Source organism: Lichenibacterium dinghuense (assembly GCF_021730615.1).
GTDB classification, from domain to species: Bacteria; Pseudomonadota; Alphaproteobacteria; order Rhizobiales; family Beijerinckiaceae; genus Lichenihabitans; species Lichenihabitans dinghuensis.
Window position 1 is genome coordinate 2,611,336 of sequence record NZ_JAJLMN010000001.1, and the last position, 21,749, is coordinate 2,633,084.

Below are 21,749 nucleotides of genomic sequence, written 5' to 3' on the forward strand. Positions count from 1 at the left end.
TCCTCCTCGCCGGGGTCCCGGATGGCTCGGTCGCCCAGATGCGGATCATCCTCCCGGGTCTCGAACCCGCTCCTCCGTCCTGCGACCTATCCGGCGAGGGTCCGACAAAGATCGAGGCGATCCAGGAATTCGGGATACCAGCGGGGGAACTCGGCGCGACGAGGGTCGTGTTGGTGTCCGCCGGCGACGCGCTGGTGATCAGGACGGTCGGCATGAAGCGGGGCACGCACGCCCGGGTCAACGTCCTTTTCAAGCAGACGGCCGACGACGGCCCATTCACCGGCGTATGCCGTTCCACGCCGTTGCGCGCCGATGGACCGGGTCTCGTCGCCCGCGCCCCCGCGGCCCTGGGCGGCTCCTTGTGGAGGGTCGAGGTGTCCACCGAGCCAACGGCGGAACGCGGCGAGGTCGGGAGGATCGAATTGTCGCGCGTTCCCGGGCAAGCCGCCGATCCCGATTGGACCCGTCTCCCCGAACCCTGGAACAACGCCCTCGGTTTCCTTTGCTTGGAGTCAAGCGACGAGGCATTCCGTTCGCGCCGCGTCAGGACCGGCTTCGCGGGCAAGGTCCGCCTCGACGTGGACCTCGACGACGCCGCCTCTCCGCTCGACGCATCCCAGCGTGCCGCGATAGAGGAAGTCATCCTCAGGGCCGTATCGCTCTGGGCGACGGCCTGCGGCGCCTGCAGGACGGAGCAGTTGACCGTCGTCCACTTGGATGGCCGACTCCTGGCGCGTCGCGGTTTGGCGGAGTGGCTGACCAAGTTCGGGGAGGGACCCACATCGCCGGCGAGCGACACGGCGATGCGTGCGCTGGACGCGGAGCTCGTGTCCAAGCTCGAACCCTCGATGGTGCTGGGTGCCGGGAAGCCCGACGATGCGACGCATGCGGTGAAGGACCTCGAGCCCTATGAACCGCTGGCGCCGGACGGCGAAGCCTTGCGCAGGCTTTGTTCGCTGGAGGTCGCCGGCGGCGACAAACCCGTCCTGACGAACGTCAGGATCGCGCTCTGCGCGCCGAAGACGATGGACGAAAGGCTCAGGAGCTCCATCCAGGTGACCTTGCGTCGAGGTCGGACGTATTGCGGGGACGATCCTGAAATCATCGCCTGTCGAGCGGACGAGCATCTCACCGAATACAATGTCCGCGACTATCGGTTCTTCCTGGGCTCCCCTTCCGTTCCACCGATCGGAACCGGGGCGATAGAAGTCGACCTGCTGCACGCCATGCTGCACGAGATGGGTCACTGGATCGGCCTCGGCCACATCGAAGGTGGCCAGAGTGTGATGAGCGCGGGGCTGGACCGCTCCCGTTGCATCGACCCGACCACCGTGGCCGCCCTGATCCGGGGCATCGCGTCCGGAGACGCGCAGGAGGGCGCGGGGCCCTCCGCCTTCACGCTCAACTCGGTGCGCCCGGGACGGACCGTCGACGAATCGTCCGACCGGCGTCGGCGCTGATCCCCCGCACCGGCCCGCGGGCCCGCCGTCGGAGGTCGGTCCGGATCGACTGTCCGGTGGGGTGTCACGCGACGGCCCGAACGATCGGCGGGGTCGCTCTACGCCGCCCGCATGTTCATCGAACTCCAACCACTGACCTGCCCCGGCTCGAGGTCGAGCAGGGCACGGACCTTGTCCGGCACCCGCTCGGCGTCGATGATCTCGAAGAAGGGATCATGGTTGGCCACCCGCCGTTCGGCCTCCTCGCGGTCGCCGCACGCGACGATGAAGCAGGACAGCTCGCCGTGCCGCTTGCCCCAGAACTTCCAAGCTGCGTCGTTCATGTCATCCGTCCCTTGTGTCCGATCCTCAATGCCGCATGACCACCGGTATCCTCAGGTCGTGGATCACGACCTCGGTGGCGCTGTCGAGGAACCAGTCCAGCACACGCCCGCGGCGGAACGCCCCCATCACGAGCCAGTCGGCGTGGGCGGCCTCGGAGAGGAGACGTTCGCCGACCGTCGCTCCACCGCGGTCGAGCACCCTGAAATCCGCCTTGACCTCCAAGGAGTCCATGAGGGCGCGAGCCGGCTCCAGGACGCTTGCGTCGCCATCGCCGATCGCCAGGACTTCCACCGTCGTCGCACGCCTCAACCAGGGTTCCACCCCCGTCACGGCCCCCCGGCACTTCTCGTCGTCGTGCCACGCCACGGCGATCCGTCGGACGGGCGCCCGCTCGTAGGCGTGCGGGACGAGCAGCAAGGGTCTGCCCGCGTCGAACAGGGCGGCGTGCTCCGCTTCCTGCGCCTCCCCGGCATGGTGCGAAGGTGGGAGCGCCAGGACGACCAGCGCGGCCTCGCGGGCATGCTCCACGACGCTCGCCGTCTCGGTCCCATGGCCGTCGACCCAGCGGAATGATGCGGGACCCAGGGCGTCGGAGACGACGTCGAAGGTCGCCCGAAGATCGTCGTGCAACTTCGCCTCGAACGACTCGATCTCGCGCCGCCGAACATCGGTGAGCATCTCCTCAGTCGGAAGGATGGTGGTCCGGGGATCGATCCGCACGTGGAGCGCCGAGACCTCGGCCTCGGGGATGGCGGCGGCCGCGGCGAACGCCGCCTCGAGGCAAGCACGGGCGCCGGGCCGGCTCGCCAGCACGGCGAGGATGGTGGACGTCATGGTGACCTCCCATGACCGGATTGGACTCCGGGGGGCTTCAAGGGGACAGGAACAAAGCGACCTGCGATCGGTGCAACAGCGCATCGATGGGGCCCGGGATGATCGGCTGCGGCCAATGCGACGGTCCGCCGAGGCCGAGCACGATCAGGTCGGCTCCCGAGCGGGACGCCCGAGACGTCAACTCGTGGGAGTCGAGCGCGTCGGCGCCCTCGGTCCACTCGACGCGGGAACGGATCCCATGCCGCGCCAGGTGGTCGGAGACTCCCTCGACGCAGTCACGGGGCGCATGCCCGTCGGAACGGCGATGGAGCAGGGTGACCTCTTCCGCCCGGCGAAGCAGGGGGAGGCAGTCATGGAGCGCGCGTGCACAGGCACGATCCGCCGTCCACGGCACGAGGATGCGCCGGCCGGGGAGGGAGCCTTGGGCTGGTTCGGGTTCGAGGAGCACCGGAACGCCCGAACTCCTGAGGAGGGTCGGAAGGAAGGAGGGGACGGCGGGGTAGGCACGATCGTCCGGGGACGCCAGGATGAGGTCCGACGCCTGGACGTGATCGAGCCAGGAAGCTCCGTCCGAGCCGTCGTGGATGAGGCGACCGTCGACTTGCTTACCGCGCAACGCCGTCCTCGCCTCCATGTCGAGGTCGAAGGTGCGCGGATCGGTCTTCGGGACCGCGTCGTCCAGGGCGGCGACGTCGATGATGGCGAGATGCGCCCGCAGTGCCGCGGCGTGGTCGACGGCTCGGTTCAACGACACCGCCCAGGAATCCGTCGTCGAGTCCACGCATAGGACCATGTCCACCAGACACATGACGCGCCTCCCTCCTCAAACCTCGGTCAATGGGACATGAGCAGGGGGACCGGGGCTCCCGCGAGCAGTTCGCGCGTCGCCCCGCCGAACAGGCGCTCGGCCACCCGTGGATGACCGTAGGCGCCGGCCACGATCAGATCGCCACCTTCCGCTTCGACGTGGGCCAGGAGGGCGGGGGTGGCCCTCCCATGAGGTCCACTCCGTTGACCGATCACGACGGTCGGCACCTCGTGCCGCCGGAGGTGCGCCGCGAAGACATGAAGGCCGGCCGCATTCCCGTCCGAGTCGTCCTCGAACACGAACACCGAAGTTCGTTCCGACCGCCGGAGGAGCGGCAATGCATCGTGGGCCGCGCGGGTCGCCTCGCCGCTTCCGTCCCACGCCACGATGGGGCGGCGTCCGACCGGACCGGACCCCTCCCAACCACGGGGAAGGACGAGGATGGGAGCGCCGGCGGTCATGAGCAGGCGTTCCGGGAGATCCGCCGACGGGGAGGACCCGTCGCGCCCATCACCCCGCGTGACGACGATCAGGTCCGAGGCGGCGCACCGGGGGTCGCCGTCCTCGATCGCATCGACGTCGACCTCGCGATAGATCGATCTGATGCCCATCTCCGAAGCCTTCGCCTGGAACGCCGCGCGAAGCGCACCACGCGCGGCTCGGAATCCGACCCGGCTGGACACCGCCGCGGACAGATCCACACCGGTGAGGCACGCATCATGCGCCTTGGCCAGGGTCGCCGCTATCCCGAGGCGTCGGTGAGTCTCCGGTCCGGGATCGAGGTAGACAGTAACGTCCCGCAAGAACATGGGCTTCTCCGACTAGCCAGGCCGAAATCGCGCTCCGGCAGGGGTGGGTCACGTTGTGCAGGAGTCATCGGCCCTCAGGGCGACCTTGTCGGCGAAATTCATCGCCCGAACCTCGATGCACTCGTTCCTTGCTTCGTTCCTAGATACATGCCGCGATCGGCAAGCGAATGCAGTGACTCATCCCTCGCGTGCGGGCGTAACTTGCGATCCTCCATCACCCTCGAAGTTCGAATCCGCCCGAGTAGCCTCGGTGAGGCTCCTTATCCAGGCGAGCACGTCCTCGTAGCGGGCCTCGGCGGCGGCTCGACTCGAGAAATGTCTGACGGAAGTGACGGGGCACGAAAGGTCGTCGCTGTCGGGGTCCCGGCTGGGTAGGTAACGGAGGGTCACCTCGAAGGTGCCGTCCTCGACCTTCGACAGTCGGACGGCTTGGGCGGCCGGGTCCGTGCCGCTCGTCTCCTCCTTGATCTTGGCTTCGATCATTGGTTCCCCCTTTGCCTTCGACCCGGAACGCTTCCAACCCGGGTCATCGCTGGAAGGGATTGGAGAAGAGGGGTTCCCCGAGTTGGTTCTCGATCTCGAGCAACCTGTTGTACTTGGCCATGCGTTCGCCACGGCACGGCGCCCCGGCCTTGATCTGTCCCCCACCCATGGCGACGGCGAAATCGGCGATGAACGCGTCGTCGGTCTCGCCCGAGCGATGTGAGATGACGAAGCGCCAGCCCGCCTCCCGGGCGAGCGCGACGGCGGCGACCGTCTCCGACACCGTGCCGATCTGGTTCGGCTTGATCAGCACCGCGTTGGTGGTGCGCTCCCGCACGCCCCTGGCGATGAGCGAGGTGTTCGTCACGTAGACGTCGTCCCCGACGGTCTGGATTCGCGCGCCGTGAACCTCGGTCTGGGCACGGAAGCCGTCCCAGTCGTCCTCCGCGAACCCGTCCTCGATCGAGACGATGGGGTAGGCGTCGATCAAGCGGCCGTAGAGTTGGACCAGGTCGTCGCTCGTGAGGTGTCCGCCCCCCTCGCCCTTCATCCTGTACCCCGCACCGTCGCGGAATGCCGAGGCGGCGGGGTCGAGCGCGATCGCCACGTCGCGCCCTGGAACGAAGCCGGCCCCCTCGATCGCCTCGACCAACAGCCCGAGGGCCTCCTCCGTATCGCCGAGGTTCGGAGCGAAACCGCCCTCATCCCCCACGCCCGTCGCCAAACCGCGCGCCAGCAGCGAGGCCTTCAAGCTCCTGTACGTCCCCACACCGAAGCGCATCGCTTCGGAGAAACTGGTGGCTCCCACCGGCACGATCATGAATTCCTGCACGTCGAGGCCGTTGTCCGCATGCGCGCCACCGTTGATCACGTTCATCATCGGCATCGGGAGGCGGCGGGCCGCGATCCCGCCGAGGTACGCGTACAGCGGGAGGTCCAGGTCGCGGGCCGCAGCCCGCGCGATGGCCATGGACGTCCCCAGCATGGCGTTGGCCCCGAGCGACGACTTGTCGGGCGTCCCGTCGAGCTTGCACAACATGTGATCGAGCGTCGCCTGTCGACGGGGATCGTGTCCGTGGAGCCTCGGGGCGATCCTCTCCCGGATCCGGGAGATCGCCTTCAAGACGCCGCGTCCCCCATAGCGGCCCCCATCCTCATCCCGGAGCTCCACCGCCTCCCGCGAACCCGTCGAAGCGCCCGACGGCACGGATGCCGTCCCGACGACGCCGTTGTCCAAGGTGACGTCCACCTTGAGCGTGGGATTGCCCCTCGAGTCCAGGATCTCGATGGCGTCGATGTCTGCGATCTTCGCGCCCATGATGTCCTCACGATCCCTTGTTCGCCGATGCACCGTGCCGATCGATGGCCGCCCGGACCATGGATCGAGCCGCGTCCGGTCCCTCCCACCCCCCGAGCGTGACCCACTTGCCTGCTTCGAGATCCTTGTAGTGGGCGAAGTAGTGCTCGATCCGTTCGCAGAGCGAGACCGGAAGGTCGTCGATGGAGGCGATGCGCTCGAAATCACGCGTCACCCGTGTGGCCGGCACGGCGACGACCTTCTCGTCGGGGCCGTTCTCGTCGCTCATTCGGAGCACCCCGATCGGTCGCACGGCCACGACCGCACCCGGCATCACCGGATGATCCCCGAGCACCAGGACGTCACATGGATCGCCGTCCTCCGACAGCGTGCGCGGGATGAAGCCGTAGTTGCCGGGACACCGCATCGCGGTTTGCAGGAATCTGTCGACGAAAAGGGCGCCGGTCGCCTTGTCGAACTCGTATTTGACCGGCTCGCCCCCGACCGGGACCTCGATGACCGCGTTGAACTCCTCCGGCGCATCCCGTCCGATCGGTATCAGGTCGATGTTCATGATCCCCTCCGTCAAGCGTGCGAGGGGCAGCCGAAGGGGGCCCCGAAGGAGGCCCAGCCCAGCGGCAAGGGAGAGAAGTTCGGAGACACTTCGATCGAGGCGCCCGGCGCTGGGGCATCCATGAGGTCTTCCGACGGGGGGACCCGCTCGCGTGCGCGCGTCAGGATCGAACGCAATTCGCCTTCGTCGACGCGATCCGCGACCATCAGCATGCGCACGATCGGGTCGGCGATCATGAGCTGAATATTTTCAGGTAAACACCGCACGGCGAGCCTCCGCTAGCCCGATGGAGGGCTAAAGCAGGAGTCATCAGCCAAAATGGCGGTTGAACGGGAACTCCATCCCGGTTGCCTATTTCTAGGGAAGTCCGCGTTCGAAGGCAAGACCCCCGACGTACCATCGTCCGGGAAATCGACGGGATCGTGCGCGAGGTCGCCCCGTCGAGACCATGCGCATGTCCCAGGGATCAAGGACGCGACCCGGGCCGAGGTTCCGCGGCCCCATGTGCTGTTTCGTGCGCCGGCTCAGCCGTTCCCCTGGGGCCTGGGCGGGCGACCAAGCCGGAGAAGGCTCACCACGCCTCGCTCGGAACGACGTTCGGCGCCGGATGTCGCCCATCCGTCGAGAACGATGCCTCCCGCATGTCGCCGGAGGCCGTGTCGCAGGGGCGACGCACCCTTCGGCGACTCCGGTCCGATCCTCCGGACACCCTGCGCTGACGTTCAGGCCGCCACGGCCTCGATGTCGCGGTCGTGGTAGCGGTGCTTCTCCAGGCCCTTGACCAGCGCGTCCACAGCCTCCGCGGCCGAGCCCGCCGTCACGCCCTGCTCGGGGGCGCCCGCGGCCGGCACCGGCAGGTGCGCCTTGGCGATCAGCGCCGCGCCCTCGCCCATGAAGGCGAGCGGCTTGCCGTGCTTGAAGGCTTCGGCCACGAAGGCGAGCGCGAGCCCGGTCTTGGCCAGCACCCCGGCCGACGCGCCGCCCGGCACCGCCACGGCGTCGTAGATCACCGAGGGCGCGTTGACCGCCGGCCGGTCCACCTTGACGCTCTTGCCGAGCGAGCAGGTGATCGTGCCGCCGTGCGCCGCGATCACCTCGATCACCGCGCCCCGCGCCTCCAGCGCGGAGCGCAGCGCGCCGAGCTGCTCGCCGTCGACGCCGTTCCCGGCCAGCACCGCGACCTTGCGGCCCTTGATGCCCTTCGCGGGCTTGTCCTGCGACAGCGCCGGCGAACGGTCAACCTTGAGGCGGCCGCTCGGCATCTCCTTCGGCTCGGCGACCGCGGTCGCCACGGGCTTCGGGGCGGCGCGCTTGCACTCCTCGATGTCGAGGCCCGTCTGCTCCGCCACGCCGGCCGCGAGGTCGGGATGGATGTTGACGAGGAGGTTCGCCATCACGGCCTTCGGCACCGCCTTGGTCTCGCACTGGTTCAGCTCGAAGGCGATGCCCTCGATGAGGTGCTTCTTCTCCCACGCGGCCAGCGAGTTGAAGAACATCGTCGCCTGGGTGAAGTAGTCGGTGAAGCTCTTCGAGCGGGCGCGGATCTTGTGGCCGTCGACCTTCTCCGCGTAGGAGCGGAAGGCGTCGACCGCCTCGGGCTGGTGCATGGGGTGGGTGCCGCCGAGCGCGCTCGGGAAGTAGCTCACGCGGCCCTTGTGGATCGTGTTGCGGGCGAAGCCGTCGCGACGCCCGTTCGACACCGGGTTCAGCGGCCGGTTGATCGGCAGCTCGGCGAAGTTCGGGCCGACGCGGCGCAGCTGCGTGTCGAGGTAGGAATGCAGGCGCCCCTGCAGCATCGGGTCGTTGGTGAAGTCGATGCCCGGCACCACGTGGCTCACGCAGAAGGCCACCTGCTCGGTTTCGGCGAAGTAGTTGTCCGGATTGCGGTTCAGCACCATCCTGCCGACGATGCGGACGGGCACGAGCTCCTCGGGGATCAGCTTGGTGTCGTCGAGCAGGTCGAAGTCGAAGGCGAACTCGTCCTTCTCCTCGACGATCTGCAGGCCGAGCTCCCATTCGAGGAAGTCGCCGCGCTCGATCGACTCGAACATCTCGCGGCGTTGGTAGTCCGGGTCCTTGCCGGCCGTCTTCTGCGCCTCGTCCCACACCTGGGAATGCACGCCCTTGACGGGCTTCCAGTGGAACTTGACGAAGCGGCTGCCGCCCTTGGCGTCCACGAGGCGCCAGGTGTGGACGCCGAAGCCCTCCATGTGTGCGAAGGAGCGCGGCAGCCCGCGGTCGCTCATCACCCACATGATCATGTGGGAGAGCTCGGGGGAGAGCGAGGCGAAGTCCCAGAACGTGTCGTGCGCCGAGGCCGCCTGCGGGATCTCGATGTGCGGCTCGGGCTTCACGGCGTGGATCAGGTCGGGGAACTTGATCGCGTCGTTGATGAAGAAGACCGGTATGTCGTTGCCGACGAGGTCCCACACGCCGGCCTCGGTGTAGAACTTCACCGCGAAGCCGCGAACGTCGCGCGGCGTGTCGGCCGAACCGCGCGAGCCCGCGACCGTCGAGAAGCGCGTGAAGATCGGCGTGCGCTTGCCCTTGGCCGCGAAGGGCGCCGCCATGGTGATGTCGCTGAGGTCCTCGTAGGATTCGAAGTAGCCGTGCGCGCCCGCGCCGCGGGCGTGGACCACGCGCTCCGGGATGCGCTCGTGGTCGAAGGCGGTGATCTTCTCGCGCAGGAGGAAGTCCTCGAGCAGCGAGCCGCCGCGCACGCCGGCCTTCTCGGAGTTCTGGTCGTCCGAGATCTTCAGGCCCTGGTTGGAGGTCATGGCCTCGCGCGGCTCGATCGTGTCGCGCTTCAGCGCCTCGGTCTTGGCCGTCCCGGTCGATGCGTGCGTGGACGCGTCGTGCGCGCCGCCGCCCTGGGGAGGGGCGTAGCCGGTGTCGTGGGTCATGGGATCAGTCCAGATCGAAGAAACACGCCGACAACGGCCGAAGCCTGGGAAAGGTGCTCCCTGACGTCCCAGGCGCCGTGGATCCCCTGGCACGTTCGATGCCGCAAGCCCCGCCCGTCCAGACCCCCTCGGGCGGGCTCGGGCCGTGGCAGGTTCGGACCGTGCGTGGAGCCTACCGGCTTCGGCAGGGGCTTCCCTCCGGACCGGGTTTCTGCGGACGCCCATTTGGAACGGCGCGATCCGACGGTTGGCTTCGAGCCGGGAACCCGAACGGGTCTTCGACCGGCGGCAACGCGCGGATTGCGATCGTCGTCGGATCGGCGAGTGCGGTCGTTCCCGAGGCACGGACACGGGTCCGGAGGTCGAAGCCCCGAGGCGTAAGGCGACCACGTCGGGTCTCACCACGAATCTCCCGGCCAGCCGCGGCACCGCTTGTCCGGACCACGGCTTCATCGACCCGACCGAAGCGCAATCCAATGCGGGGCCCTCGTTTGAGCTCGGGAGGTGGGCCAACGACGTGAGTTCGAGGCGTCGTCCGACCCACTCGATCTCGGGAACGTGCAGATCCTGGATTACGGGGAAGTCCTCGACGCCAACCCGGCGAGTTGGAGGAGACGCGTCCTCGCAATTCAGCCGAGAGCGCCGAGGCGCCGCGCGCGCCGGTCGCGGACGACCGGAGGCCTGCGCAGGGATCACGGAAGCCGCGAGCGACACGCCCTGGATTCCAAGTCCCACGGATGCCGGATGGACGGCATAGGGGCACCGACCCGCTCGTGGCGCGCCGCCGTCGCACTTGCGCGCATCGAGCGAGCCGCCCGCCGACGTCGCGACGCGAGCTTTCGGAGAACGCCGGAGCGTCGGCGCCGAACGTTGGGTTCGAAGATCCCGACTCGCAACCGGAGAGGATGGATCTCTGAGATTGGCATGAGGTCCGGGCCCATGATCTAACCTCGGGGACGCCGGTCCATCCGGCTGCCTAGCGGTGTCGGGAGATGACGTGACGGTCTGGCTGACGAGCGACACGCACTTCGGGGATGAAGGCATTCTCGCGAAAGCCGGGCGCCCGTTCGAGAGCGTGAGTCGTATGGATGACGCGCTGATCCAGTCGTGGAACGCGATCGTCCGGCCTCAGGACGTCGTCTGGCACCTCGGGGACTTCGCCCATGCCCCGAAGGGCGCGACCAAGCGTTACTTCCGCAAGCTCAATGGCCGCAAACATCTGGTGGTCGGCAATCATGATGGTGACGAAGCCCGATCTTGCGGCTGGTTCTCAGTGCATGAACTCACCTCGCTGCGGATCTGCGGCGTGCGCCTCGTCCTGTGCCATTATCCCCTGCTCTCCTGGCAGGGGAGCAAGCGCAACCAGGACGGCGACGTGCACAGCATCGCGTGCCACGGTCACGTGCATGGGACGCCCGCCGACCCGCGCGTGCCCCATCTCGACCCGTACCGTATCGACGTCGGCGTCGACATGCGAAGCATGGCCCCGGCGAACGTCGAGGAACTCGTCGCCGACGTCCGCGGCGCCATGACCAGGGTCCAGGAGTGATCGTGCCGTCGTCCGGTGACCGGGCGAGGACGGTCACGACGCCGCCACTCAGAGCGACGGAGGGTCAGGACCGCGCGGAGGCGTCGCGTCGGGTTCGTGGCTCGTCCCGGGATAGAGGCACAGGTGCTCGGGGCAGAAATGTGCGACGGTCGTGAAATTGCCCCGGGCGGGATGCGCTCGCGCCCACGAAGGTGGCTGGCGCTCGACGATGCTCGTCGTCCACTCGGGTCAGGTCGGCGGTGGGGTCGACGGACCCGGCCACCAGCGACCCGCGTGAGCCGGTGCGCCCGGCGCAACCGGATCGGGGGGCGACCGCTCCGAAGCCTGCGCGGCGATCATGCGCCCTCGGCGTCGCCGGAGGTGTCCCCGACCCGATCGGCGCCGCAGGGTGTTCGGGGCGGGCCATCGCAGCCAGCTTGGGACGTGCTTCCCCGAGGCGCCGTTCGGCTGGGCAGACACGCTTCCCTCGTGTCGTCGCGCATCTCGGAGGAACCGGGGGAGATCGAAACCGCACGCTCCGGAACAGCTTCGGCTTTGCGAGGGCATCAGGCCATCGACGACGTGGAAGCGTCGGATCTCGATGTTCGGCATCGTCATCGCGACGAGCACCGGAGGATCATTGTACATCAGGGGCTACGGTCGTGGACGAAGCCGCCCGTTCATCCCCGCCAGGACACCCGTCCTCTCCTTCGTCCGGCTGCCTTCCGCCCCGCGGGAGCAGTCACATGTGCCTCGATCGTGCCCCGGAAATGGTGGCCAGCGTCGAACGATAGTACGTGCGTGTTCCATCGGTGACGAATTCACGGGCTTTCGCCGATCTGAAACGATCCATGCCCATCATCGACCGTCGGGCGAGAGTCGGGTCGTTCCGGCGATCCGGCGACACGCGTGAGGTCCGGCGGCGTTGGGCCGTCGCAACCCACCCAAACCATGGCGCCACCCCAGCCTTCACGGGGAGCCTCCCCCCTTGTTCGGACCGAAGCGACAAGTCCTCGACGCCGGAGTCGCAACCCAAGGCGGGGTCGCCCAGGCTTGAGTCGACATGCTCTCCCATTTCATCGCCAGGGCGTACGCCCCTCCATCCCGACGATCGTCAGAGGCACTTCTCCGCCACGGCGGCGTCGGCCAGGGTCAAGGCTTGCTGACGCAGGAAATCCTCCGCCTCATGGATGTATTCGCGGGTCGTCGGCAATGCATCGATCGCCCTCGACAGCTGGACCTGGAACACCATGAAACCGGAGTATCGGAAGGAGATCTCGCTGCCCACGAGGTAGAATTCCCACATGCGACGGAAGCGCTCGTCGTACGTCCGGCTGAGTTCGGGCCAACGACTCATGAAGCGTTCGCGCCAGAGGCGCAAAGTCCCGGCATAGTGGAGTCGTAGCACTTCAAGGTCGGTGATCCACAATGCGTTGCGCTCGATGGCCGGCAAGACCTCGGACAGGGCTGGGATATAACCACCCGGGAAGATGTACTTCAATATCCAGAGACTGGTGGGGGAAGGGCCATGCATCTTGCCGATGGAGTGCACCAACGCCACCCCGGAAGGGGTCAGGAGCCGTCTGATCGCGCCGAAGTAGGTTTCATAGTTCGGACGTCCCACGTGTTCGAACATGCCGACCGAGACGATGCGGTCGAACTGCCCCTGCAGCCGTCGGTAATCGATGAGCTGGAAATCGACCCGGTCCTCCAGACCCTCCGTCCTCGCGCGCTGGCGCGCCGTCGCGAGCTGCTCCTTCGAGAGCGTCACGCCCGTCACGCGCACGTGCGCCGCCCGGGCGATGGACAACGCCAATCCGCCCCATCCACAACCTATGTCGAGCACGTGCTGGCCGGGCCTGAGCAGCAGCTTCGCGATGATGTGCTGCTTCTTGGCGGATTGAGCCGTCGCGATATCGTCGTCCGGGTCGCGGAAGTAAGCGCAGGAGTATTGCAGGTCCTCATCCAGGAAGACGCGATAGAGTCCATCCGACAGGTCATAGTGGTGCGCGACGTTCGCCCGAGACGTCGCAGGATCGTTACGCTGGGAGACGACCCCCGCGAGCCGGCCGGCCCACCGCGCGATCCTGGGACTCGGATCGTGGCCCAGCGCGGCGATGTTCGAGGCGATCAGTTCCATGAACTCGTAGAGGCTGCCCCGCTCCACCACGAGGTCGCCGTCCATGTAAGCCTCCCCGAGGTAAAGGTCGGGATTCGTGGCGATCTTGAGGACCGCCCTCGGCGTTCGGATCCGCACGCGGACGTCGAGGAGTCCCGAGTGATGACCGGCGTCGAGCTGGCCGGCCGAAATCTCGCCCGAGGGCGTGGTCACCGTGAGGCGACCGTGGCGGATGACCCGGTGAAGGAGATGCTTCAGCATGTTCGATCCTTGGCGTCGATCGCCCGCCTCTTGCGGACGCCGTATGAGAACTCTGGAACAGTATCGCCGACACTGTTCGAGACGATATTTCCACCTTTATCGTAGTATTAGTACATCGATGTGAAAGAAATCAGTGCGTGGTCGACCTTCATCGATGTCGGAGCCAAGCCGGACGCTTGTCCTACGAGCCTCTAGACTTCCCCTTCACTTCGATCCAATCGAGAGGGACCGGTGAGGCGCGCACCAGCGACAATCGAACACCGTACGATCACGATCATGGTGATCCGCGGCTTCGATGGAGCATGAGCGCCGTCGTGGGCCGTCGTGCGAATGCAGGTCGTGGGGTTGCGCAATGGGCGCGTCCGGGGAGCGTCGGAGTCCTGCAGCGACGTCGCGCCGACGCCGAGGACGACCTGCTCGATGGTGCTGCATTCCCATCGGCGCGTTCCGCGGTGATGCACACGCGGACAATCGGATCATCGATACTCGCGCGGACGTTCTCGGGAACGTGGCACATGGCGAGACTCCGTAAGTCCAAAAACGGACCCAAGCAGGAGTCATCAGCCCACGAGGCGATTGAACGGGAACCCCATCCCGGTATTCATAGACTAACGCGTACGCCGACTCGCCGCAAGGACCCTCGTCTTCGATTCGGTGGTTTCCATCAGCCGAATCGCGGCGCCTCGATGAGGGCGCAAGAAGTATCCCTCGCGGACGAAGTCATGGAGTCGAAAGGAGCGGAGGGGCACCGATCCAACGTGCGTACCGCTCGGGGCATCAGCCCCCGGCCCGCTGGCTCAAGTCGACTTGGAACGCCAATGACGGCCCGACTCGGGAGTTTCCCTCGGGCACCCGTGAGACCCGAGTCGGTGGTCAGGGAACTACGTCACCTCACTCCGGGGGCATGCGAACCGCGCCCCTGGAGGCGCTGGTGGTAAGCGCCGCATAGGCCTTGAGCGCCGTCGACACCTTGCGCTTGCGCGGGGCCGCCGGCTTGAAGCCGCGGCCGTCGGCCAGGACGGCGCGGCGGCGGGCCAGCTCGGCGTCGGACACGTCGAGGTGGATGCTCCGCTTCGGGATGTCGATCGAGATGCGGTCACCGGTCTCCACCAGGGCGATGGTGCCCCCCTCGGCCGCCTCGGGCGACACGTGGCCGATCGACAGGCCCGCGGTCCCGCCGGAGAAGCGCCCGTCCGTCACCAGGGCGCAGAGCTTGCCGAGGCCCTTCGACTTCAGGTAGCTCGTCGGATACAGCATCTCCTGCATGCCGGGGCCGCCCCGCGGGCCCTCGTAGCGGATCAGCACGACGTCGCCGGCCGTGACGCGGTTGGTCAGGATCGCGTCAACCGCCGCGTCCTGGCTTTCGAAGACCCGCGCCGTGCCGTCGAACACGAGGTTCGACGAGTCGACCCCCGCGGTCGTCACGATGCAGCCTTCCTCGGCGAGGTTGCCGTAGAGCACCGCGAGGCCTCCGTCCTGGCTGAAGGCGTGCTCCTTGTCGCGGATGACGCCGGCTTGCCGGTCGGCGTCGAGCTCCTCGTAGCGGCGGCTCTGGCTGAAGGCCACCTGGGTCGGCACGCCGCCCGGCGCCGCGCGGTAGAACTCGCGCACCGCCTCGCTGTCGGTCCGCATCACGTCCCACTTCGCCAGCGCGTCGCTCATCGAGCCCGCGTGGACGGTGCGGCAGTGGCCGTTGATCAGGCCGGCGCGGTCGAGCTCGCCGAGGATCGCCATGATGCCGCCGGCGCGGTGCACGTCCTCCATGTGGACGTCCGACTTGGCGGGCGCGACCTTGCACAGGCAGGGCACGCGGCGGCTCAATCGGTCGATGTCCGCCATGGTGAAGTTCACCTCGCCCTCGTGGGCCGCGGCGAGCAGGTGCAGCACCGTGTTGGTGGAGCCGCCCATGGCGATGTCCAGCGTCATCGCGTTCTCGAAGGCCTCGAAGGTCGCGACCGAGCGCGGCAGGACGCTCATGTCGTCCTTCTCGTAGTGGCGCTTGGCGAGGTCGACGACGAGCCGCCCGGCTTCGAGGAACAGCCGCTCGCGGTCGGCGTGGGTGGCGAGCGTCGAGCCGTTGCCCGGCAGCGCGAGGCCCAGCGCCTCGGTGAGGCAGTTCATCGAGTTGGCGGTGAACATGCCCGAGCAGGAGCCGCAGGTCGGGCAGGCCGAGCGCTCGATGACCTTGACCTCCTCGTCGGTGTAGTCGTCGTCGGCCGCGGCGATCATCGCATCGACGAGGTCGAGCGGCTTGATCTTGCCGCGGTGGTCGACCTTGCCGGCCTCCATCGGGCCGCCCGACACGAACACGGCCGGGATGTTGAGGCGCAGCGCCGCCATCAGCATGCCGGGGGTGATCTTGTCGCAATTGGAGATGCACACCAGCGCGTCGGCGCAATGGGCGTTGGCCATGTACTCGACGCTGTCGGCGATGACCTCGCGGCTCGGCAGGCTGTACAGCATGCCGTCGTGGCCCATGGCGATGCCGTCGTCGACCGCGATGGTGTTGAACTCCTTGGCGACGCCGCCCGCCTTCTCGATCTCGCGCGCGACGAGCTGGCCGAGGTCCTTGAGGTGGACGTGGCCGGGCACGAACTGCGTGAAGCTGTTCACCACCGCGACGATGGGCTTGCCGAAATCCGCATCCTTCATGCCGGTCGCGCGCCACAGTCCGCGGGCGCCGGCCATGTTGCGGCCGTGGGTGGTGGTGCGTGAGCGATAGGAGGGCATCGATCGATCCGAAGTGTCGTTGACTTGGTGGGTGGGGTGAACCGTCACCGTGATCGGGTGAGGGCGTTGTTCCAGGGCCTGCTGAGACGCATCGCCGAGTTGACCAGGCCGACCATCGAGTAGCTCTGCGGGAAGTTGCCCCAGAGCTCGCCGGTCCTCGGGTCGATGTCCTCCGACAGGAGCCCGACGTGGTTGCGGCTCGCCAGCACCGCCTCGAAGATCACCCGCGCCTCGTCGGTGCGGCCGATGGCGCACAGGGCATCCACGTACCAGAAGGTGCACACCATGAACGCCGCCTCGGGCTCCCCGAAGTCGTCCGGGCGAGTGTAGCGCATGAGGTGATCGCCACGTTTCAGTTCACGACCGATCGCCTCGACGGTCCCGATGAAACGGGGATCGTCGGCGGCCACGAATCCGATGTCGCTGAGCAACAGCAGGCTCGCGTCGAGCTCATCGCCGCCGAGGCTCCCCACGAAGGTCCCACGATCCTCGTCCCAGGCCTCGGCGAGGATCCGTTCCCGGATGGGACCGCCGAGTTCGGCCCAGTGCGCCGCGCGCTCCCGCAATCCCAGGCGGTCGGCGATGGCCTCCAGGCGATCGCATGCCGCCCAGCACATCGCGGCGGTGTAGGTGTGCACCTCGGTCCTCCCCCGGAACTCCCAAAGGCTGGCGTCCGGGGTGAAGGCGACCCGGGCGGCGACCCTCCCGAGGCTCTCGAGCCGCTCGAAGAGCCCACGGTCGCCGGGACGCGACAGACGCTCGTCGAAGAACATCTGCGTCGCCGCCAGGATCGTGCTGCCGTAGACGTCGTTCTGGACCTGCTCCTCGGCCTTGTTGCCCACCCGGACGGGACCCATGCCGCGATATCCGCCGAGGCTTCCCACGAAGCGTTCCTCGAGCGGGTGACCCGGCACGACGCCGTAGACCGGCTTGAGCGACTTGTCGTCGGAAAGGGCGGCGACGTTGGTGATGTAGGCGATGAACTCCTCCATCATGTTCGTCGCCCCCAGATGGTTCAGCGCGTTCACGACGAAGAAGGAGTCCCGCAGCCAACAATACCGGTAGTCCCAATTGCGTCCGGAGCCCGCCGATTCCGGGATCGAGGTCGTGAGGGCGGCGACGATCGCGCCGGTGTCCTCGAAGCTGCACAGCTTGAGTGTGATCGAGGAGCGGATCACGACGTCCTGCCATTCGAAGGGGATGGAGAGATTGCGCGACCACTCGAACCAGTGCTGCTCCGTCTGCTCGAAGAGTTCGCGCGCCGTCTCGGCGACCGACTTGTGGAGGTACTCGTCGAGTCCGAGCAGCAGGTCGAGCGGCTCGCCGAGGACGAACGGGACCTCCTCGGCGATGTAGGAGATCGGCCCGCTCGCCATCAGGCGGAACGACGTCTCGTTCCCGACGAAGCTGATGTGATGGCTGCCAACCCGGCGGACGAAGGTCCCACCCTCGAACGCGGGCTTGGGACGGACCAGCACGCGGATGCGGGGACTGCCGGCGCGAGGGAAGACGCGCCGCACGATCATCGAGGGACGGGTCATGCGATCGTGCTTCCTGAAGCGCGGCGCGAAGTCCACCACCTCGACGCTGCTGCCGTCGTGCGCCGTGAGCACGGTGCTCACGATGGCGGTGTTGCGACGGTAGTGCTGCTCCGATCGGGCGAGGTCCTCGATCTCCACGGTGAAGCAACCGTCGTAGGGGTCATGGGCGTCGTCGATCAGCCCGCAGAAGATCGCATCGCTGTCCAGGCGCGGGAAGCAGCACCAGGAGATGCGCGCGTTGCGGTCCACGAGGGCGGCGATGTTGCAGTTCCCGACCGCCGCGAGCGCGAGGTCGTCGTTGAAGCGCGACGGCATGTCCCGCGCGGGCGCGGGCGCCGGCTCGACCACCGTCGACGCGGAGCCCGCCATGCCCACGCTCCCTCCCGGGACCGGGTCGGCACGACCGTCGATCGATCTGACCATCTCGGAGTCCTCCATGTTTCCGGGAGGCGCGCTCACCGGGCCATCCACGACCAAGCTCGCGACGTTGATCTCGGGGAGCGATCCACCTTTCGCGGCGACGTTCCCGCGCGCCGTCCCGACCGGCGCTGCGCCCCCGGACCCGTTCTCGATCGCTCGGGACGCACCCGCTTCGAGCCATCCGCCCGATACCATCCCGGTCCGATCGCCGTGGATCGACCGGGGCGGGCCGAAGATCCAGGACCGGCGTCGACCCGCACCCTGGGATCGGGCGCGCGGCCGCGTACGCTCGTCCGCTCGGACCGTGGGACATGGAGCCTGGGATGGGATGGGACACCGCACGATCGAACGTCAGGACGCTCGTTTGAGCGAGCACGACGTCGCGGGAATGCCGAACGAGTTCTCGAAGCCCGAGACAAGGCGATGCCGCTCCCGTGCCATGTGGCACTTCAGGTAGGAGTCATCAGCCCTGACGGCATTCGATGGCGAACTCCATCGCCGAACGTCCCAACGTAGCTCGAAGCGGAAAGTTCCCGGTTCTACCATGCACCACCTCAGGCGAGGTGCGGCAGGTGCCTCTTGGCTTCGGATCGCCGACCCGGAGCGTGCATCGCCCCATACAGGGTCCCATGGCGGGTCGCGTGACGGGCAGGCCCCGCCCACCGCCGCCCGCGTCCGACGACTCGATGCCCGGTCCGCGAGCGCCGACGGCGGAACCATGGCGCGATCCCCGTCCCGACCTCCGGGAGACGACGCGGCTGCGATGCGCCTCGCTCGGACCGAACACGCGGCGGGGTCGTCGACGCGCGGATCCGGGTCGGCCGCTCATCGCGTGGGCGCCGGAGCCACGCGGGGCAGAGGCCATGGTCGATGGGCTCCGGCCATCATCGGGGCGCCCACGATCGCAGGGCGGTCGTCGCCGCTCGACGACGTGGAAATGTCGGCATCGGGGTGGTGCGATCGGGCGCCACAAGCGCCCGCATCGGCGCGACGCCCGGCCGCCCACATGCGGTGCGCATGACATGCGCTCCCGACGCGACGCGGCCTCGCATCCCTGTCCAGTCGGGAGAATGCACGATTGCCGGAGCGTGCGGGAGATCGTGGCCCTCACCCCCGTGCCTCCTGCACCCCATCGACTCGCACCCGACGGCGGTCGGGACGCCTGCGGGCGAGTGGACGGCCGAAGTGGAAGCCGTCTGACGGCCGATCTCCGCGGGTCGGCGAACCGTCCATGTTCGCGCAATCAACGGAGAGGTGGCGCTTGGCGTTCAGCCGCACTTCAAGCCTTGCGGGTCGCCTCCTCTTCGATCGGGGTGTGTATCCCGAAGTGCGCTTGCATTGAGCGCTCGCTTGGTATGTTATCGATAACACGATACAGGGCGGATCGGCGAGCGCCGTCTTGGTCCGTCCCGGCTGAACGAGGACACGCGCCGGCATGCACCAAGTCGTTTTCCTGGATCGCGGAACCATCGCCCGGCAAATCGCGCTGCGTCGGCCGAACTTCGCCCACGATTATGTCGAGTACGAGAGAACGTCTCCCGAGCAGGTGCTCGATCGGCTTCGGAGCGCGACGATCGCGATCGTCAACAAGGTCGTCCTGACGGCCGAGATCCTCGGTCGCCTCCCGACGCTCCGGCTCGTGGCCGTGGCGGCCACGGGCACCGATTGCATCGACAAGGCGTTCTGCCGCGAGGCCGGCGTCACGGTGATGAACATCCGCGATTACGCCGTTCGAACCGTCCCCGAGCATGTCCTCGCCCTGATGCTGGCCCTGCGCCGGTCGCTCATCCCCTTCCGGCAGGACGTCCTGGACGGCGAATGGCAACGGGCCGGACAGTTTTGCTTCTTCCATCACCCGATCCGCGACCTCGGCGGCGCGCGCCTCGGGATCGTCGGCAAGGGAGCCCTCGGGCAGAGGGTCGCGGCGATCGGCGAAGCGCTTGGCATGGACGTGCGCTTCGCCGGGCGGAAGGGGGAGCGTTCGCCCGGTCCGTCCCATGTGTCCTGGGAGGAGTTCCTCGCCACCAGCGACGTGATCTCCCTCCACGTTCCACTGACGGCCGAGACCCAGGGGCTGATCGCGATGGCCGAGTTCCGGCGCATGGAGCGCAGGCCCCTGCTCCTCAACACCGCGCGCGGTGGTCTCGTGAATGAGGAGGACCTTGAGCGCGCCCTGCGGGAGGGGCTCGTCAGTGGCGCGGGGATAGACGTGACCTCGCCGGAGCCGCCCACCCGCGACAGTCCGCTGATGCGGATCGCGGCGCTTCCGAACGTCATCGTCACACCGCACGTCGCCTGGGCCAGCGACGAGGCCATGCAGGGGCTCGCCGATCGCCTGATCGACAACATCGAGACGTTCGTGGCCGGCGAGGAGCTCGACCCCGCGACGGGCGGCGACTGAGAGAAGCCGAGCGGACCTGGACGTGTGGTCACGGGCGCAGGCCCGGTCTCGCCGAAGAGGGCAGGTGGAAACCGCGGACGGTCGATCCCCGGTCCCGCGATCCCCGCCGGACGGCCGCCGGCGAACGCCCGCACCGACGAAGCCCGCGCGGCACGGGATCTGGTGGAAGGATGCTCGAGACGAGGGAGGGAAGTCCATGACGAAGCATAACCTCGGGGCCGGTCCCGATCGCCGCACGGTCCTGGCCGCGGGCCTGTTGGCACCGCTCGCCGCACCCGCCGTGGTTCGGGCGGCCAGCCCGGAGTTCAGCCTCAAGTTCGCCACCGGCCAAGCCCCGACCCATCCGAACAACGTCCGCATGCGCGAGGCCATCGATCGAATCCGCGATCGGACGGCCGGGCGGATCGAGATCCGCCTGTTCCCGGCCAATCAACTCGGCACGGAGACCGACGTCCTGTCGCAACTCCGCGTCGGCGGCATCGAACTCCTCCTGTTGTCGGCTTCCATCCTCGCGACCCTGGTCCCGGTCGCGGGCATCGCCAACACGGCGTACGCGTTCCCGGAATACGACGCCGTTTGGAAGGCCATGGACGGCGGTCTCGGCCGCTACACGCGAGCCCAGATCGAGAAGGTCGGCCTGCTCTGCCCGGCCAAGGTATGGGACAACGGCTTCCGCCAGATCACGGCGTCGAACCGGGACATCCGCGAGCCCCGCGACCTGCTGGGCTTCAAGGTCAGGGTCCCGCCCGCGCCCATGCTGACGTCGTTCTTCGCCACCATCGGCGCCTCGCCGACGCCGATGAATTTCGCCGAGGTGTACGCCGCCCTGCAAACGCACGTCATCGACGGTCAGGAGAACGCGCTGTCGCTGATCGAGACCACCAAGCTCTACGAAGTCCAGAGGTTCTGCTCGATGACGGGCCACAGCTGGGACGGCTACTGGCCGCTCGCCAACCGGCGCGCCTGGGGCCGCCTGCCGGACGATCTCAAGACCATCCTGGTCACCGAGTTCGATCGGTCCGTCCTCGACCAGCGCGCCGACCTGGCCGAGCGGGACCGAACGCTCCAAAGCGAGTTGACCGCCAAGGGGATGGCGTTCCGCGACGTCGACAAGGCGCAGTTCCGCGCCGTGCTCGCCAAGACCTCCTACTACACGGATTGGAAGGCGAGGTACGGGACGGAAGCTTGGTCGGAGCTGGAGGCGGTCTGTGGCAAGCTGGCTTGAGCGATGCCCAGCCACGCTCGCCCGGCGGGTTG

Annotated in this window: 16 protein-coding genes and 3 riboswitches; of the genes, 4 read left to right on the top strand and 12 right to left on the bottom strand. The window is 67.8% G+C overall.

The features are described 5' to 3' along the window. Positions 1 to 38 precede the first annotated feature (38 nt). A complete protein-coding gene (locus L7N97_RS12630) occupies positions 39 to 1,460 on the top strand; it encodes a hypothetical protein (RefSeq protein WP_237478623.1) in 1,422 nt (473 codons plus the stop codon). 98 nt (positions 1,461 to 1,558) lie between these two features. Here L7N97_RS12630 and L7N97_RS12635 read toward each other — a convergent pair whose 3' ends face one another. From L7N97_RS12635 to L7N97_RS12675, 9 genes are all read right to left on the bottom strand, one after another. Continuing rightward, entirely contained in the window at positions 1,559 to 1,783 is a 225-nt protein-coding gene (locus tag L7N97_RS12635; protein ID WP_237478624.1) for a hypothetical protein, read from the bottom strand. 25 nt (positions 1,784 to 1,808) lie between these two features. After that, entirely contained in the window at positions 1,809 to 2,597 is a 789-nt protein-coding gene (locus L7N97_RS12640) for a universal stress protein (RefSeq protein ID WP_237478625.1), read from the bottom strand. Positions 2,598 to 2,655: 58 nt separating this feature from the next. Further along, positions 2,656 to 3,426: a universal stress protein gene (locus L7N97_RS12645; protein ID WP_237478626.1), complete on the bottom strand. Its 771-nt coding sequence runs from the start codon at positions 3,424 to 3,426 to the stop codon at positions 2,656 to 2,658. 26 nt (positions 3,427 to 3,452) lie between these two features. Continuing rightward, positions 3,453 to 4,235: a universal stress protein gene (locus L7N97_RS12650; protein WP_237478627.1), complete on the bottom strand. Its 783-nt coding sequence runs from the start codon at positions 4,233 to 4,235 to the stop codon at positions 3,453 to 3,455. A gap of 177 nt (positions 4,236 to 4,412) precedes the next feature. Further along, complete coding sequence (locus tag L7N97_RS12655; RefSeq protein WP_237478628.1) at positions 4,413 to 4,718, bottom strand: hypothetical protein; 306 nt, start codon at positions 4,716 to 4,718, stop codon at positions 4,413 to 4,415. Positions 4,719 to 4,761: 43 nt separating this feature from the next. Continuing rightward, on the bottom strand, positions 4,762 to 6,036 hold the full coding sequence (gene eno / locus L7N97_RS12660; RefSeq protein ID WP_237478629.1) for a phosphopyruvate hydratase: 1,275 nt from the start codon (positions 6,034 to 6,036) through the stop codon (positions 4,762 to 4,764). Between the two features lie 7 nt (positions 6,037 to 6,043). Continuing rightward, positions 6,044 to 6,589: an inorganic diphosphatase gene (gene ppa, locus L7N97_RS12665; RefSeq protein WP_237478630.1), complete on the bottom strand. Its 546-nt coding sequence runs from the start codon at positions 6,587 to 6,589 to the stop codon at positions 6,044 to 6,046. 11 nt (positions 6,590 to 6,600) lie between these two features. After that, positions 6,601 to 6,825, bottom strand: coding sequence for a hypothetical protein (locus tag L7N97_RS12670; RefSeq protein ID WP_237478632.1), 225 nt, complete (start codon positions 6,823 to 6,825; stop codon positions 6,601 to 6,603). 57 nt (positions 6,826 to 6,882) lie between these two features. Next, a riboswitch (Fluoride riboswitch) is annotated at positions 6,883 to 6,944 on the bottom strand. 367 nt (positions 6,945 to 7,311) lie between these two features. Then, positions 7,312 to 9,492, bottom strand: coding sequence for a catalase (locus L7N97_RS12675; protein ID WP_237478633.1), 2,181 nt, complete (start codon positions 9,490 to 9,492; stop codon positions 7,312 to 7,314). Positions 9,493 to 10,489: 997 nt separating this feature from the next. Between L7N97_RS12675 and L7N97_RS12680 the strand changes: the two genes are divergently transcribed. Then, positions 10,490 to 11,041: a metallophosphoesterase family protein gene (locus L7N97_RS12680; protein WP_237478635.1), complete on the top strand. Its 552-nt coding sequence runs from the start codon at positions 10,490 to 10,492 to the stop codon at positions 11,039 to 11,041. A gap of 1,093 nt (positions 11,042 to 12,134) precedes the next feature. Here L7N97_RS12680 and L7N97_RS12685 read toward each other — a convergent pair. The 3 genes from L7N97_RS12685 to L7N97_RS12695 form a co-directional block, all read right to left on the bottom strand. Further along, positions 12,135 to 13,400, bottom strand: a complete 1,266-nt coding sequence (locus tag L7N97_RS12685) for an SAM-dependent methyltransferase (RefSeq protein WP_237478637.1) — start codon at positions 13,398 to 13,400, stop codon at positions 12,135 to 12,137. Positions 13,401 to 13,944: 544 nt separating this feature from the next. Then, a riboswitch (Fluoride riboswitch) is annotated at positions 13,945 to 14,006 on the bottom strand. Between the two features lie 285 nt (positions 14,007 to 14,291). Then, positions 14,292 to 16,130, bottom strand: coding sequence for a dihydroxy-acid dehydratase (gene ilvD / locus L7N97_RS12690; RefSeq protein ID WP_237478639.1), 1,839 nt, complete (start codon positions 16,128 to 16,130; stop codon positions 14,292 to 14,294). Between the two features lie 44 nt (positions 16,131 to 16,174). After that, on the bottom strand, positions 16,175 to 18,040 hold the full coding sequence (locus tag L7N97_RS12695) for a glycoside hydrolase family 15 protein (protein ID WP_237478641.1): 1,866 nt from the start codon (positions 18,038 to 18,040) through the stop codon (positions 16,175 to 16,177). Positions 18,041 to 18,538: 498 nt separating this feature from the next. Beyond that, positions 18,539 to 18,600, bottom strand: a riboswitch (Fluoride riboswitch). 926 nt (positions 18,601 to 19,526) lie between these two features. On the opposite strand from L7N97_RS12695, the gene L7N97_RS12700 reads away from it, so the two are divergent. Together L7N97_RS12700 and L7N97_RS12705 are read left to right on the top strand one after the other, a co-directional pair. Continuing rightward, positions 19,527 to 20,492, top strand: coding sequence for a D-2-hydroxyacid dehydrogenase (locus tag L7N97_RS12700; protein ID WP_237478642.1), 966 nt, complete (start codon positions 19,527 to 19,529; stop codon positions 20,490 to 20,492). Between the two features lie 196 nt (positions 20,493 to 20,688). Continuing rightward, complete coding sequence (locus L7N97_RS12705; protein WP_237478643.1) at positions 20,689 to 21,717, top strand: TRAP transporter substrate-binding protein; 1,029 nt, start codon at positions 20,689 to 20,691, stop codon at positions 21,715 to 21,717. Positions 21,718 to 21,749 lie beyond the last annotated feature (32 nt).